Annotated in this window: 3 protein-coding genes; all 3 read right to left on the bottom strand. The window is 73.2% G+C overall.

Annotated features, from left to right (window positions below):
- Positions 1–204 precede the first annotated feature (204 nt).
- Entirely contained in the window at positions 205–981 is a 777-nt protein-coding gene (locus HUV60_RS29555) for a futalosine hydrolase (RefSeq protein WP_257851789.1), read from the bottom strand.
- 5 nt (positions 982–986) lie between these two features.
- Positions 987–2,054 (bottom strand): glucose-1-phosphate thymidylyltransferase, encoded by a 1,068-nt coding sequence (locus tag HUV60_RS29550; protein WP_257851404.1) that lies wholly within the window; start codon positions 2,052–2,054, stop codon positions 987–989.
- Positions 2,055–2,215: 161 nt separating this feature from the next.
- Positions 2,216–17,095, bottom strand: coding sequence for a type I polyketide synthase (locus HUV60_RS29545; protein ID WP_443047557.1), 14,880 nt, complete (start codon positions 17,093–17,095; stop codon positions 2,216–2,218).
- Between the last annotated feature and the right edge of the window lie 44 nt (positions 17,096–17,139).

The following is a 17,139-nucleotide window of genomic DNA, read 5'->3' as shown; positions in this document are numbered from 1 at the left end:
GCGGTGTGCTCCTCGTGCGGTGGGGACAGCATGACCCGGGCCGCGATCCTTTTTCGGCCCCCGGCGGGGTTCTCTGGGGAAACCCTTGGAAATCCTGCTCGGTCGCCGTTCACGCAGGCAGGAGCGGTGACCGGGAGGCGACGGGGGTCGGGCGGTACCCGGACGGCCGTATCGCGCGCACGGAGGTCCGGGGCCCTGGCGGGCTCAGGTGTACGGGGGCGGGGCGCCGAGGGAGAGCAGGGTGGTCAGGGCGGCGAAGGCGTCCCGGAGGGCGGCGAGGGCTTCGGGAACGCGCCAGGCCGCGCGGTCACGGGGGCCGACCGCGTTGGAGATGGTGCGGATCTCCAGCAGCGGGACACCGTGGACGGCGGCGGCCTCGGCGACGCCGAAGCCCTCCATCGCCTCGGCGGCGGCGGCGTGGCGCCGCCGCAGGGCGTGTGCGCGTTCCGCGGTTCCCGTGACGGTGGAGACGGTCAGCACGGGTGCGTGGACGGCGCCGAGGGCACGGGCGACGGCCGCGGCCAGATGCGGCGCGCACGGGTGCTCGCAGACGCCGAATCCGAGGCTGTCGGCGGACAGGAACCCGTCGGGGGTCTCGCAGCCCAGATCGGCGGCGATGACGCGGTCGGCGACGACGACGGAGCCCGGGGCGGCGACGGGCGCGAACCCGCCCGCGATGCCGGCGGAGATGACGAGGTGGTACGGGTCCCGGTGGACGGCCGCCACGGTGAGAGCCGCGTCGGTGGCGGCCGCCGCGGCGGCCGGGCCCACTCCCCCGGCCACCAGGTCCGCGCTCAACGGCTGGTGCCGGACGGGCGACGGTCCGCAGGCGACACCTTGGCCGGTGCTGCCCGAGGGGTGGTTGATCCTGATCATCTCGCGGCCCGGCAGACCGGGGCAGCGGACCGGCGCGGTGGGGCCGAGGCCGCGCGCGACGGCGTCGCGTTCGACGTCGACGGCGGTGACGACGAGCAGGCGGATCGGGTTCATGAGGAGATCTGGACCTGCCCGTGGTCGCCGATGACGAGGCGGTGGGTGGCGGGCAGCCGGGGTGCCAGGGTGACCTTGACATTGCGTCCGACGAGGGATGCGGCCACGCGGCGGATGCGGTCGAAGGACGACTCTCGCAGCACGATGGAGTACTCGATCTCGCTGTGGGAGATGTGGCACTGCTCCGCGACCGACGTGGAAGGACCGATGTAGGAGTCGGTGACGATGCTCCCGGCGCCGATGATCACGGGGCCGACGATGCGGGAGCGGTGGACCTCGGCGCCCGCCTCGATCCGGACGCGTCCGATGATCTCGCTCTCCTCGTCCACGAAGCCGTCGACGCGGGGCTGGAGGCGCTCCAGGAGGGTGCGGTTGACCTCCAGCATGTCGGTGACGTTGCCGGTGTCCTTCCAGTAGCCGGTGATGACCGTGGAGCGCACGGTCATGCCCTGGTCGATCATCCACTGGAGGGCGTCGGTGATCTCGAGTTCGCCCAGGGGGGAGGGCCGGATGGCCCGGACGGCCTCGTGGACGGCGGTCGTGAAGAGGTACACGCCGGCGACGGCGAGGTCGCTGCGCGGTTCGCGGGGCTTCTCCTCGAGGTCGACGACGTTGCCCTGGTCGTCGATGACCGCGACACCGAAGGCCGTCGGGTCACTGACGCGGGTGAGGAGGACCTGTGCGTCGGGCGGGTCCTTGCGGAACTCGTCGACGACGTCGCTGATGCCGTCGAGGACGAAGTTGTCTCCGAGGTACATGACGAAGTCGTCGTCGCCGAGGAAGGATTCGGCGACGAGGACGGCGTGGGCGAGCCCGAGGGGTTCGCTCTGCTGGATGTAGGTGATGTCCAGGCCGAAGGCGGAGCCGTCGCCGACGGCGGCCTGGATCTCCGGGGCGGTGCTGCCGACGATGACGCCGACGTCGGTGATGCCCGCGGCGGCGATGGCTTCGAGGCCGTAGAAGAGGATCGGTTTGTTGGAGACCGGGACCAGCTGTTTGCTGGAGGTGTGGGTGATCGGTCGCAGGCGCGTACCGGATCCCCCCGCGAGCACGAGAGCCTTCACTGTTCCATCCAGGTGGGAGGTGGTGGGTGGGAGGTGGTGGGTGGGAGGTGGTGGGTGGGAGGTGGTGGGTGGGAGGTGGTGGGTGGGAGGTGGTGGGTGGGAGGTGGTGGCCGTCCGGGTCCTGACGGTGTGTCAGGGCCCGGACGGCCCGGCCTGTCGGTTCAGGCCTCGTCGAGGTCGCCCTCCAGGAAGGCGCGCAGCTCGTCGTCGGAGACTTCGTCGGCGGACGCCCCTGCCGCCGGCGTTCCCGCGGTGTCGGCGGGCGCGGTGGGCGCCGGGACGTCGTCCAGCCGGGCCAGCAGGCCGTGCAGCCGGCTGCGGAGCCTGTCCTGGAGGGCCGCGTCCACCGCTGATCCGGTGAGCTGGGCCTCCAGGGCGTCGAGCTGGTCGAGTACCGGGGACGCGGCGGGCAGGTCGGCGGGGGCGATGCGCTCCAGGAGATGCGCGGCGAGCCGCTGCGGCGTGGGGTGGTCGAACATGAGCGTCGCGGGCAGTCGTACGCCCGCGAGGGCACCGATGCGGTTGCGGAGTTCGACGGCGGTGAGCGAGTTGAATCCGCTGTCGAGGAAGCCTCCTTCGGGGTCGATGGAGTCGGGGCTGTCGTGGCCGATGACCAGGGCGGCCTGGGCGAGCACGGCGTCCAGGACGGCGTCGTGCCGGGAACCCGGGGCGAGTGCGGCGAGGCGTGCGCGCAGCTCACCCTCGGCGGGCGCCGCGGGTGTGGCGGCCTCCTGGGCGGCGGGGCGTCCGGTGCGGGCCCCGACGAGGTCGCAGACCAGGTCGGGCACGGAGCCGTCGGAGGCGCGCAGGGCGACCGGGTCGAGGTCGGCGGGCGCGTACCAGGGCTCCGGGGAACGCAGTGCGGCGTCGAGCAGAGCGAGCGCGTCGGCGGTGTCCATCGGACGCAGTCCGCTGCGGGCGATGCGGCGCAGGTCGGCCTCGCCGAGCTTGCCGGTCATGCCGCTGCGTTCGGCCCACAGGCCCCAGGCGAGGGACTGGACGCGGCGTCCGTGCGCGGCACAGCGGGCGGCGAAGGCATCGAGGAAGGCGTTGGCCGCCGAGTAGTTGCCCTGGCCGACGCCGCCGAGTGTCCCCGCGAGCGAGGAGAACAGCACGAGTGCGGCGCCGGTGTCGCGGGTGAGCTGTTCCAGCAGCACGGTCGCGTCGGCCTTGGCGCGCAGTACCGTGTCGACGCGCTCGGGGGTGAGGGACTGCACGATGCCGTCGTCGAGGACGCCGGCCGTGTGGACGACCGCGGTCAGCGGACGGTCGGCGGGGATGCCGTCGAGCAGCGCGGTCAGGGCGGCACGGTCGGCGACATCACAGGCCGCGACGGTCACGTGTGCGCCGTGGCCGGTGAGTTCCTCGTGGAGTTCGGTCATGCCGTCGGCGGCGGCGCCGCGTCGCCCGGCCAGCACCAGGGAGCGGACGCCGTGGACGGTGGCCAGGTGGCGGGCGATCCGCCGGCCGAGGACTCCCCCGGCCCCGGTGACCAGGACGGTGCCGTCGCCGGGTGTGCCCGCCGAGGTGCCGACGGGTGTGTCCGCCGGGGTGGTGCGGGTGAGGCGGGAAGTGAGTGCGGTGCCCTCGCGCAGGGCGATCTCACTGTCGCCCAGGGCCAGTACGGCGGGCAGCACGGCGAGCGAGGCCGCGCTGCCGTCGTGGTCGACGAGGGCGAAGCGGCCGGGGTTCTCGGCGCGTGCCGCGCGGATCAGGCCCCAGACGGCCGCCTGGGCGGGGTCGGTGCGCGGCGCGTCGTCGGGTGAGGTGCTGACGGCGTGCCGGGTGAGCACCACCAGCCGGGAGCCGGCGAGGCCGTCGTGGGCGAGCCAGTCCGTGACCAGGCCGAGGGCGTGGTGGGAGGTGTGCCGGGCGGCGACGGCGAGATCGGTGTCCTCGCCGGTGTCGGGCAGCGCGGCGAGGACGGTCGGGGGTACGGCCGTGTCGGCCACGGCCGTCAGGAGCGCGGCGGCGTCGGCGTGGTGGAGGGCGTCCGCGAGTGCCGGTGCGGCGGGCGGGACGGCGCTGCCGACGAGGTGCCGTGGTCCGGCGGGGGGTGCGCCGAGGGCGACGGGTGTCCAGCGGATCCGGTGCAGCGCCCCGCGGCCGGGGGCGGCCGGCAGCGCGCTGGTGTCGACGGGGCGCAGGGCGAGGGTGTCGATGTCGGCGACCGGGATTCCGGCTCCGTCGAGGAGGGTCACCCGGTAGGCGTGCTCCTCGGCGGCCGGGACGAGACGGACGCGCAGGGCGGTGGATCCGACGCTGTGCACGGTGACGTCCGAGAAGGTGAACGGGACGACCGTGCCGGTGTCGCCGGCGGCGGCGAGAGCCACCGTGTGCAGGGCCGCGTCCAGCAGGGCGGGGTGCACACGAAAGCGGTCGGTGCCCTGAAGGTGCTCGCCGTCCTCGGGGGCGATCTCCGCGTACACGGTGTCGCCGTCCCGCCAGGCCGCGCGCAGGCCGCGGAAGGCCGGGCCGTAGACGAAGCCGCCCTCGGCGATGCGCTCGTACAGGCCGGTCACGTCGACGGGCGTGGCGCCCGGCGGCGGCCAGGCGGCGCCCAGGGGTGCGGCGGTGGCTGCCGGGGTGTCGCTGAGGGTGCCCGCGGCGTGCCGGGTCCAGGGGTCCTGGGCGGTGTCGCCGCCGGTGGCGGGCCGGGAGTGCACGGTCAGGGCTCGGTTGCCGTCGCCGTCGGGTGCGCCGACGGCGACCTGGAGGTGGACGCCCGCGTGCTCGGAGAGGACCAGCGGGGTCTGCAGGGTGAGGTCGGTGATGCGGGCGGCTCCGACGTGGGCGCATGCCTCCATGGCGAGGTCGAGGAAGGCGGTGCCGGGGAAGAGGACACGGCCGGCGAGTGCGTGGTCGGCGAGCCAGGGCCGGTCCTGGACGGAGACGGTTCCGGTCAGGACGACTCCGGAGCTGTCGGCGAGGGGGACGGCCGCGGTCACCAGCTGGTGACCCACCTGTTCCAGGTCGGTGCGGAGGGTGTCGGCGCCGGTGCTCTCCAGCCAGTAGGTGCGTCGCTGGAAGGGGTAGGTGGGCAGGTCGGTGCGGTGGGCTCCGGTGGGGGCGAACCAGCTGTCCCAGTCGACGCGGTGGCCGTGGGTGTGCAGCCGGGCCAGGGCGGAGGTCAGTGACGCTCCTTCCTCGGTGTCCCGGCTCAGGGTCGGCACGAGGGTGGCGTCGCCCTCGACGCAGTCGCCGGCGAGCGCGGTGAGGACGTCACCCGGTCCGATCTCGACATAGGTGGTGATGCCCTGTTCCTCCAGGGCGCGGATCCCGTCGCGGAAGCGGACGCCCGCACGGACCTGACGCACCCAGTAGGCGCCGTCGAAGGGTTCGTCGGCGGTGACGGGGCGTCCGGTGAGGGTGGACACCACCGGTACGGCGGGGGTCGCGTGGCCGAGTTCCGCGGTGTGCGCGGCGAACACGTCGAGCATGCCGTCCATGTGGTGCGAGTGGAAGGCGTGGCTGACCTTGAGGCGGTGCGTCTTGCGGCCCTGGGCGGCCAGTTCGGCGGCGACCGCGAGGACGGCGTCCTCGTCGCCGGACAGGACGGTGGCGAGCGCGCTGTTGAGTGCGGCGACGGCGGCCCGGCCCTCGTGGGCGGCGAGCAGTGGGGTCACCTCGTCCTCGCCGGCCTGGACGGACACCATGGCGCCGCCCGCCGGGAGGTCCCCCATCAGGGTGCCGCGTACGGCGACGAGGCGGCAGGCGTCCTCCAGGGTGAGGACGCCCGCGACATGGGCCGCGGCGATCTCGCCCACGGAGTGGCCGAGCAGCGCGTCGGGCCGTACGTCCAGGCTCTCCAGGAGCCGGTACAGGGCGACTTGGACGGCGAAGAGCGCGGCCTGGGTGTAGGCGGTGCGGTCGAGCAGGGCGGCCTGCGGGGTGCCCGGCTCGGCGAACATCACGTCCCGCAGCGGCTGGTCGAGGTGGGCGTCGAGGTGGGCACAGACCTCGTCGAGGGCGTCGGCGAACACCTCGTAGCGCTCGTACAGCGCGCGGCCGGCGGCTGCCCGCTGGGCGCCCTGACCGGAGAAGAGGAAGGCCGTCCTGCCGCCGCGGGCCCGGCCGGTGACGAGGAGCGGGTTCTCGCGTCCCTCGGCGAGGGCGGTGAGCGCCTCGGCGAGGGCGTCGGTGCCGTCGGCGACGACGCCCGCCCGGTCGTCGTGGTGGGCGCGGGTGGTGGCCAGGGACAGGGCGAGGTCGGCCGGCTCCGTCTCCGGGCGGGCGGCGATGTGGTCGAGGAGGCGGCGGGCCTGGGCGCGCAGTGCGGCGGTGCCGCGGGCGGACAGCAGCCAGGGCAGGGCCCCGGAGGTTGTGCCGGCCGGGCGCGGCTCCGTGGGCGCGGGGCTGTCCGGTTCCTGGAGGATGACGTGGGCGTTGGTTCCGGAGACGCCGAAGGCGGAGACGCCCGCGCGGCGCGGGGTGTCACCGGGCGTCCAGTCACGCTCCTCGTGCAGCAGGCGTACGGCGCCGGAGGACCAGTCGATGTGCGGGGAGGGGTCCTCGGCGTGCAGGGTGCGCGGCAGCACGCCGTGCCGCATCGCCATCACCATCTTGATCACGCCCGCGACGCCGGACGCGGCCTGGGTGTGGCCGATGTTGGACTTCAGCGCGCCCAGCCACAGCGGGCGTTCGGCGGGCCGGTCCTGGCCGTAGACGGCGAGCAGGGCCTGGGCCTCGATGGGGTCGCCGAGGGTGGTGCCGGTGCCGTGCGCCTCCACGGCGTCCACGTCCTTGGGAGAGAGCCCGGCGGAGGCCAGCGCCTGCCGGATGACGCGCTGCTGGGCCGGTCCGCTGGGCGCGGTCAGGCCGTTGGAGGCGCCGTCCTGGTTGACGGCGGTCGCGGCGACGGTGGCGAGCACGGGGTGCCCGTGGCGGCGGGCGTCGGAGAGGCGCTCCAGCAGGAGCAGGCCGACGCCTTCGGCCCAGCCGGCGCCGTCCGCCTCGGCGGAGAACGGCTTGCAGCGTCCGTCGGGCGACAGGGCGCGCTGCCTGCTGAACTCGACGAAGGTGTCGGGGGTGGAGATCACGGTGACGCCGCCGGCCAGGGCGAGTTCACACTCTCCGGACCGCAGTGCCTGCGCGGCGAGGTGCAGGGCGACCAGGGAGGAGGAGCAGGCGGTGTCGACGGTGACGGCCGGCCCCTCCAGGCCGAAGGTGTAGGCGATACGGCCGGAGGCGACGCTGCCGGCGCTGCCGGTGGCGAGGTAGCCCTCCAGTCCCTCGGGGGCTCGGCGGGCTCGGCTGCCGTAGTCGTTGTAGTTGGAGCCGATGAACACTCCCGCCCGGGCGCCGCGCATCCGGTCGGGTTCGATCCCGGCGCGTTCGAACGCTTCCCAGGAAGTCTCGAGGAGCAGCCGGTGCTGCGGGTCGATGGCGACGGCCTCGCGGGGCGCGATCCCGAAGAACGCGGGGTCGAACTCGGCCGCGTCGTGCAGGAATCCGCCGTGCCGGGTGTACGAGTGGCCGGTGCGGTCGGGGTCGGGGTCGTAGAGGTGGTCGACGTTCCAGCCGCGGTCGGCGGGGAAGGGGGTGATGGCGTCGGTGCCCTCGGCGACCAGTCGCCACAGGTCTTCCGGGGAGGTGACGTCGCCGGGGAAGCGGCAGCTCATGCCGACGATGACGACGGGGTCGTCGTCGACGGCGGCCGTCGGCAGCTGCGGCAGGGGTTCGGTGGTCGCGTCGGCGGCGAACAGCTCCTGGTCCAGATGGGTGGCGAGGGCGTTCGCGGAGGGGTGGTCGAAGGCGAGGGTGACCGGCAGTCGCAGCCCGGTGGCCTCGGAGAACCGGTTGCGTAGTTCGACCGCGGTCAGCGAGTCGAAGCCGAGGTCCCGGAAGGCACGCCCGTCGGGGACGGCGTCGGGGTCGGCGTGCCCGAGGACGGCGGCGGCCTGCGCGCGTACCTCGGCGAGCAGCGCGGCGCGGCGCTCGGCGGGGGCCAGCGCGGCCAGCCGGCGCACGAGGGGCGGCCCGTCGGCGTTGTCGGCCTCCTTCTTCTCGTCGCCGCCCGTCGCGACGGCCTTGCGGGCCTCGGAGACCTCGCGCAGCGCGGCGAACGCGCGGACCGTGATGAGCTTCCAGTCGACGTCGGCGACGATCAGGAACTCCTCGTCCTGGTCGAGGGCCTTCTGCAGGGAGGCGATGGCCAGGTCGGGGTCCATGGGGGGCACGCCGTCGCGGCGGAGCCGCTCGGCGACCTCCTCCCCGACCATGCCGCCGCCCGCCCACGTACCCCAGCCGACGGAGGTGGCGGGCAGTCCCTCGGCCCGGCGGCGGGCGGCCAGGGCGTCGAGGAAGGCGTTGGCTGCGGCGTAGCTGCCCTGTCCGGGGCCGCCGAGGGTGCCGGCCATGGACGAGAACAGCACGAACGCGTCCAGGTCGAGGTGGCGGGTGGCGGCGTCGAGAGCGAGTGCGGCATCGGCCTTGGGGCGCATGACGCCGTGGGCGCGCTGTGGAGTGAGCGCGTCGATGACACCGTCGTCGATGACGCCCGCGGTGTGCACGACCGCGGTGAGGGTGCCGCCGCCGGGCAGGTCGTCGACGAGCCGCCGTACCGCGTCGGTGTCGGCGACGTCGCAGGCGACCACCGTCGCGGGGGTGCCCAGTTCGGCCAGTTCCGCGACGAGTTCGTCGGCGCCGGGGGCGGCCGGGCCGCGCCGTGAGGCGAGCACCAGGTGCTCGGCGCCGCCGCGGGCCAGCCAGCGGGCGACGTGGCGGCCGAGCCCGCCGGTGCCTCCGGTGACGAGGACGGTGCCGGACGGCTGCCACCGGCCCTCGGGGCGCGGTCCCTCACCGGCGCGCACCAGCCTCCGGGCGAAGATGCCCGATCCGCGCACCGCGAGGTGGTCCTCCTCCATGGTCCCGGACAGCCCGTCGACCAGCCGGGAGGCGGCACGGTCGTCGAGTGTGTCGGGCAGGTCGATCAGGCCGCCCCAGCGCTGAGGGTACTCCAGGGCCGCGATGCGGCCGAGACCCAAGGTCATCGCCTGGAGCGGGTGGTTCAGCCGCTCGCGGCGGTGGACGGAGACGGCACCGCGCGTGGCGCACCAGACGGGCGCGTCGAGCCGGACGTCGCCGAGCGCCTGGAGCAGGGAGGCGGTCAGCACCAGGCCGGTGGGCAGGACGCCTTCCGCGGACCAGGGGGACTCGTCCAGGGCGAGCAGCGAGAGTACTCCGCCGATCTCGGTGCCGTCGGTCTGCTGCCGGATCAAGTCGGCCATACGGTCGCGCTCGGCGGCGGGCCCCCCGGCGACGAGGAGGCGTGCTCCGGCCGACCGCTCGTCGAGGGCCGCGGACACCTGTCGGACGAGGGGGTCGGACTCGTGTCCCGCGGGGACGACGACCAGCCAGGTGCCCGTGAGGTCTGCGGCCCGTGCGGCTCGCCCGGTGTTGGGCCGCCAGGCGACCCGGTAGCGCCAGGCGTCCAGGGTGGAGCGGTTGATCCGGTCGCGCCGCCACGACGACAACGCGGGCACGACCTCGGCCAGCGACCGCACGTCCTCCATGCCGAGGCTCTCGGCGAGGGAGTCCAGGTCGTGGCTCTCGACGCTGTTCCAGAAGCCGTCGTCGAGCACACCCGGGTTCCCGTCGACGACGGTCTCCCGGGCCGTGGGCTCGAGCCAGTAGCGGCTGCGCTGGAAGGCATACGTCGGCAGATCCACGCGGCGCGGGGACAGCCCCTCGAAGACCGGCGCCCAGTCCACGGACACTCCCCGCGTCCACGCCTCGCCCAACGAGAGGCAGAACCGGTCGAGACCGCCCTCACCCCGGCGCAGTGAACCCACCACCACGGCATCCGCGCCGGCCGCTTCGACGGTCTCGGTCACCGGCACCGTCAGCACCGGATGCGGACTCATCTCCACAAACGCACCATGGCCCGACTCCGCCAACCGCCGTACTGCCGGCTCCAGACGCACCGTCTGCCGCAGGTTCCGGTACCAGTACCCGGCATCGGTCTCCGCCGAATCGATCCACTCGCCCGTCACCGTCGACAGGAACGGCACCACCGGCTCCAACGCCACCACCGGCGCCAGAACCTCCGCCAACTCCCCCTCGATCAACTCCACATGAGCCGAATGCGACGCATAATCCACCTCGATCCGCCGCACCCGGACACCCGCCGATTCCGCGAACACCACCAGCTCGTCCAGCGCGCCCGCATCACCCGACACCACAGTGGAGGCAGGCCCGTTCACCGCAGCCACCGACACCCGACCCGGCCACCGCCCCGCCAGCCCAGCCGCACCCTCAGCATCAAGGCCGACCGACACCATCCCCCCACGACCCGCCAACGCCACAATCGCCCGCGACCGCAACGCCACCACCCGCGCACCATCAACCAACGACAACGCACCCGCCACCACCGCGGCAGCAATCTCCCCCTGCGAATGCCCCACCACCGCAGCCGGCCGCACCCCGAACGACTCCCACAACGCAGCCAACGACACCATCACCGCCCACAACACCGGCTGCACCACATCCACCCGGTCCAACCCGGGCGCACCCTCCACCCCCCGCACCACATCCACCAACGACCACTCGACAAACCCCTCCAGAGCAGCCCCACACTCCACGAACCGAGCCGCGAACACCGGCGAAGCATCCAACAACCCCACCGCCATCCCCACCCACTGCGACCCCTGCCCCGGAAACACAAACACCGTGTCGACGGCGTCACCGACGCGCTGCGCGGTGCCTCGGGTCAGGTTCGTGTCGGCGGTTCCGGCCGCCAGGGCGCGCAGCGAGGCGGCGAGGCTCTCGCGGTCGGAGCCGACGACGACGGCCCGCTCCTCCAGCGCGGCACGACCGGTCAGCAGCGAGTGGGCGATGTCGACCAGGTCGTCGCCCGTGCTCTCCAGGTGGGTCAGCAACTGCGCGGCCTGGGCGCGCAGGGCTTTCTCCGAGCGGGCGGAGACCAGCCAGGGAGCCACCGCGCCCAGGCGGTCACCGGCGGTCCGCGCCGGTTCCTCCACGGGGAGCGGACCGTCCTCTTCGAGGATGATGTGGGCGTTGGTGCCGCTCACGCCGAAGGAGGAGACGCCGGCGCGGCGCCTGTCGTCCCGCTCCCATGGACGGGCCTCGGTGAGGACCGCGACCTGACCGGCGGGCCAGTCGACGATCGGGGAGACCTCGGCCGCGTGCAGGGACTTGGGCAGGGTGCCGTGTCGCATCGCCTGGACCATCTTGATGACACCGGCCATACCCGAAGCGGCCTGCGTGTGACCGATGTTGGACTTCACCGACCCAAGCCACAGCGGCCGGTCCCCGGCCCGCTCCTGCCCGTAGGTCGCCAGCAGCGCCTGCGCCTCGATCGGGTCACCCAACTTCGTCCCCGTACCGTGCGCCTCCACCACATCCACATCCGCACCCGACAACCCCGCATCAGCCAACGCCGCCCGAATCACCCGCTGCTGGGAGCGGCCGTTGGGGGCGGTGAGACCGTTGGAGGCACCGTCCTGATTGATCGCCGAACCACGCACCACCGCCAACACCTGATGACCCTTGGCCCGCGCATCCGACAACCGCTCCAGCAACAGCACACCCACACCCTCGGCCATGCCCATGCCGTCGGCACCCGCGCCGAACGCCTTGCAGCGGCCGTCCATCGCGAGACCGCGCTGGCGGCTGAAGCCGACCAGCCCGATCGGCTCGCCCATGACGGCGGCGCCGCCGGTCAGGGCGAGGGAGCACTCCCCGGACCGCAGGGAGCGCATGGCCAGGTGCATGGCGACGAGTGCGGAGGAGCAGCCGGTGTCCATGGTCACGGCGGGGCCTTCCAGGCCGAGCGTGTAGGAGATACGGCCGGAGGCGATGCTGGTGACGGTGCCGGTGATCAGATGGCCTTCGAGGCCGTCCGGTACGTCGCCGGTCGCACCGTAGCCCTGGTGGGAGACGCCGACGAAGACTCCGGTGTCGCTGCCGTGCAGGCTGTCGGGCGCGATGCCCGCGCGTTCCAGGGTCTCCCAGGTGGTCTCCAGCAGGAGCCGCTGCTGCGGGTCCATCGCGATCGCCTCACGCGGCGAGATACCGAAGAACCCGGCGTCGAACTCGGCCGCGTCGTGCAGGAACCCGCCCTCGCGGACATAGCTGGTGCCGGCCCGGTCGGGGTCGGGGTCGTAGAGCGCGTCGAGGTCCCAGCCGCGGTCGGCAGGGAGCGACGATATGGCGTCGGTCTCGTCCAGGACGAGCCGCCAGAAGTCGTCGGGCGAGTGCGCTCCGCCGGGGAAGCGGCAGCCCATGGAGACGATCGCGATCGGCTCGTCCTCGTGCGCCCGTCGGTCCGCCGCGGTGGCCGGGAGTACGGCGGCCTGCTCGTCGGCGGAGTCGTCGACGAGCAGGCCGCGCAGGTGGCGTACGAGGTCGCGGATGTTGGGGTGGTCGAAGACGATGGTGGCGGGCAGGGCCAGCCCCGTCGCCTCGTTGAGCCGGTTGCGCAGTTCGACCGCGGTGAGGGAGTCGAAGCCCAGTTCGCGGAAGGCCCGGGTGGGGGGGATGTCGTTGCTGTCGCTGTGGCCGAGGACGGCGGCGACCTGGCCGCGTACCACGTCGGCCAGGGCGCGGTCGCGTTCGGCGGCCGGCAGGGCGGCGAGTTCCGCGCGCAGTCCGCCGCGGCGGTCGGCGGCCCGGTCGAGGACGGCCTCGTCGACCTTCATCGCCTCGGCGACCTCGGGGACCTCGTGCAGCAGCGGCCGGGGGTGCGCCGCGGTGAAGACGGGGACGAAGCGCTCCCAGTCGATGTCGGCGACGGCGAGGAAGGTCTCGTCGTGGTCGAGCGCCTGCTGGAGGCCGGCGACGGCGAGTTCGGCGTCCATGAAGGGGATGCCGCGCCAGCGCAGCTGCTCACGTACGACGTTGACGGCCATGCCGCCGCCTTCGGGGCTCCAGATGCCCCATGCCAGGGACGTACCGGTCAGGCCACGGGCTCTGCGGTGCTCGGCGAGGGCGTCGACGTAGGCGTTGGACGCGGAGTAGGCGCCGTGGTCGCCGCTGCCCCAGGTACCGGCGACGGACGAGTACAGGACGAAGGCGTCCAGCCGGTCGTGGTCGAAGATCTCGTCGAGGTTGGCCGCCCCGAGCAGCTTGGCGCGGGCACCCTCGGCGAAGAAGTCGAGGTCGGTTTCGGCGAGAGGGGCGAGCATGCCGACACCCGCGGTGTGCACGACCGTGCGGATGGCGGGCCCGTCGGACTCGGCCTGTTCGACGAGGAGGCGCAGTGCCTCCCGGTCGGCGACGTCGCAGGCGGCGATGGTGACCCGGCAGCCGAGGCCGGTGAGTTCGCGCTCCAGCTCCGCCGCGCCGGGTGCTTCGGCGCCGTGCCGGCTGGTCAGCACCAGGTGCTCGGCGCCGTTGCGGGCGAGCAGCCGGGCGGTGTGGGCGCCGAGTCCGCCGGTGCCTCCGGTGACGAGCGCGGCGCCGCTGGTGCGCCAGGTGCGCGGCGCGGCGCGGCCGGCGAGGGGCGCGCGGACCAGCCTGCGGATGTGGGCGTTCCGGCCGCGCAGGGCGATCTGGTCCTCGTCGCCCCGGGCGGCGAGGACGGCGATGAGCCCGCGTGCGCTGTCGTCGTCCAGTTCGCCGGGGAGGTCGACGAGTCCGCCCCAGTGCCGGGGCTGTTCCAGGGCCATCACCCGGCCGAGTCCCCAGAGAGCACCCTGCAAGGGGTGGGCGACGGTGTCACCACCGCTGCCGGTGGTGGCGGCGCCGCTGGTCAGGAACCACGTCCTGGCCTCGATGCCGGCGTCCAGCAGACCCTGGATCAGGAGCAGTGAGGAGACCATGCCCACGGTCGCGCCGGAGTGGGCCGGGGCCGGGCGCTCGTCGAGGGCCAGCAGGGAGACGACGCCCCGCACGGAGGCGGACTCGGTGTCGGCCAGCCGTGCGGCGATCCGCCCGCGGTCCAGGTCGTCCGCGGCCATGCCGAGGACAACGGTGGTCGCGCCCGCGCGGTCCAGGGCATGGGTGACATCGGTGACCAGCGCGGACGTCAGGTGTTCTTCGGGTACGGCGAGCAGCCAGGTGCCGTCGAGCGTGGCTGTCCCGGGCAGTTCGTACGGCCGCCACACGACCCGATAGCGCCAGCTGTCGAGCCGGGCGCGGCCCCGCCGCCCCTGGTGCCATGCGGAGAGCGCGGGAATGATGTCGCCGAGGCCGTCGGTGGTGTTCAGGCCGAGAGCCTGGGCGAGTCCGTCGGCATCGCCTTCCTCGACGGTCCGCCAGAACTCGTCCTCCACCGGATCCGTCACCGCCTCGGCCTTGGCCTTGGCCTTGGGTACGTCCAGCCAGTAACGGCTGCGCTGGAAGGCGTAGGTCGGCAGATCCACCCGGCGCGGGGACAGCCCTTCAAAGGCCGGCGTCCAGTCCACGGACACACCATGCGCCCACGCCTCCGCCAGGGAGAGAGAGAAGCGCTCCAGGCCGCCCTCACCCCGGCGCAGTGAACCCACCACCACGGCATCCGCGCCGGCCGCTTCGACGGTCTCGGTCACCGGCACCGTCAGCACCGGGTGGGGACTCATCTCCAGGAAAGCGCCGTGCCCCTCCGCGAGGAGCCTGGCCACCGCCGGCTCCAGACACACCGTCTGCCGCAGGTTCCGGTACCAGTACCCGGCATCGGTCTCCGCCGAATCGATCCACTCGCCCGTCACCGTCGACAGGAACGGCACCACCGGCTCCAACGCCACCACCGGCGCCAGAACCTCCGCCAACTCCCCCTCGATCAACTCCACATGAGCCGAATGCGACGCATAATCCACCTCGATCCGCCGCACCCGGACACCCGCCGATTCCGCGAACACCACCAGCTCGTCCAGCGCGCCCGCATCACCCGACACCACAGTGGAGGCAGGCCCGTTCACCGCAGCCACCGACACCCGACCCGGCCACCGCCCCGCCAGCCCAGCCGCACCCTCAGCATCAAGGCCGACCGACACCATCCCCCCACGACCCGCCAACGCCACAATCGCCCGCGACCGCAACGCCACCACCCGCGCACCATCAACCAACGACAACGCACCCGCCACCACCGCGGCAGCAATCTCCCCCTGCGAATGCCCCACCACCGCAGCCGGCCGCACCCCGAACGACTCCCACAACGCAGCCAACGACACCATCACCGCCCACAACACCGGCTGCACCACATCCACCCGGTCCAACCCGGGCGCACCCTCCACCCCCCGCACCACATCCACCAACGACCACTCGACAAACCCCTCCAGAGCAGCCCCACACTCCACGAACCGAGCCGCGAACACCGGCGAAGCATCCAACAACCCCACCGCCATCCCCACCCACTGCGACCCCTGCCCCGGAAACACAAACACCGCATCCACCACATCACCGGGGCTCTCGGTGAGGCCGCGGGCGACAGTCGCGGGCTGTTCACCGCGGGCCAGGGCATGCAGACCGTTCAGCAGTGTGTTGCGGTCGGAGCCGACGACGACGGCCCGCTCCTCCAGCGCGGCACGACCGGCCAGCAGGGAGTGTGCGATGTCCGCGGGGGACAGATCGGCGGACTCGACACGGTCGGCCAGTCGCCGTGCCTGCTCCTTCAGCGCGGCCTGCGAGCGGGCCGACAGCACCCAGGGCAGGACGGCGTCGGACGCTTCCTCCTTCTCGACTGCGGGTTCGGGAGCCGGTGCCTGTTCGAGGACGACATGGGCGTTGGTGCCGCTGCCGCCGAAGGAGGAGACGCCGGCGCGGCGGGGCCGCCCGGTCTCGGGCCAGTCGACGGCCTCGGTCAGCAGGCGCAGGGTGCCGGAGGACCAGTCGACGTGCGGGGTGAGTTCCTCGCCGTGGAGCGACTGGGGGACGGTGCCGCGCCGGAGCGACTCGACCATCTTGATCACGCCCGCGACACCGGATGCGGCCTGTGTGTGGCCGATGTTGGACTTGAGGGAGCCGATCCAGAGCGGATCGTCGCCGTGGCGTTCCTGCCCGTAGGTCGCCAGCAGCGCCTGCGCCTCGATCGGGTCACCCAACTTCGTCCCCGTACCGTGCGCCTCCACCACATCCACATCCGCACCCGACAACCCCGCATCAGCCAACGCCGCCCGAATCACCCGCTGCTGCGAAGGACCGTTCGGAGCCGTCAAACCGTTCGACGCACCGTCCTGATTGATCGCCGAACCACGCACCACCGCCAACACCTGATGACCCTTGGCCCGCGCATCCGACAACCGCTCCAACAGCAGCACACCCACACCCTCGCCCCAGCCGGTGCCGTCGGCTCCGGCGGCGAAGGGCTTGCAGCGGCCGTCCTCGGCCAGACCGCGCTGCCGGCTGAACTCGACGAAGTTGCGCATGGTCGCCATGACGGTGGCGCCGCCCGCGACGGCCATCGAGCATTCGCCGGAACGCAGGGCCCGTACCGCCAGGTGGAGGGCGACCAGGGAGGAGGAGCACATGGTGTCGAGGCTGACGGCCGGGCCCTCGAAGCCGAAACTGTAGGCGATGCGGCCGGAGAGGACGGCCGCGGACCCGCCGGTGAGCAGGTGGCCCTCGACGCCTTCGGGAGCGTTGGTGCCGTCGATGGCGTACGCCTGGTTGCTGGCGCCGACGAAGACGCCGGTGTCGCTGCCGCGCAGGTCCGTCGGGTTGATGCCGGCCCGCTCGAACGCCTCCCAGGTGGTCTCCAGGAGGAGACGCTGCTGCGGGTCCATCGCGGTCGCCTCACGCGGCGATATCTCGAAGAACCCGGCGTCGAACTCGGCCGCGTCGTGCAGGAAGGCGCCTTGACGGACGTAGCTGGTGCCGACGCGGTCGGGGTCGGGGTCGTAGACCGCCTCGATGTCCCAGCCGCGGTCGGACGGCAGGTCGGAGACCGTGTCGACGCCGTCGGCGACGACCTGCCACAGGTCCTCCGGGGTGCGCACTGCGCCGGGCATGCGGCAGGCGGTGGCCACGATGGCGATGGGCTCGTGCGCCCGCGACTCCAGGTCGGTGAGCCTGCTGCGGGTCTTGCGCAGGTCCGTGGTGACGCGCTTGAGGTAGTCGCGGAGCTGGTCCTCGGTCGTGCCCACGTTGCCAGGATTGCCCATGTTGCCCGCATTGCCAGTGTTACCCGTGTTGCCCATGCCAGTCA

This window comes from Streptomyces sp. KMM 9044, assembly GCF_024701375.2.
Lineage (GTDB): Bacteria > Actinomycetota > Actinomycetes > Streptomycetales > Streptomycetaceae > Streptomyces.
This window is presented reverse-complemented; position numbering and strand designations above follow the sequence as displayed.

What these genes read in the sequence shown, in the direction of transcription:
- HUV60_RS29545 (WP_443047557.1), bottom strand. Translation starts at nt 17,095, where the DNA reads ATGGGCAATCCTGGCAACGTGGGCACGACCGAGGACCAGCTCCGCGAC.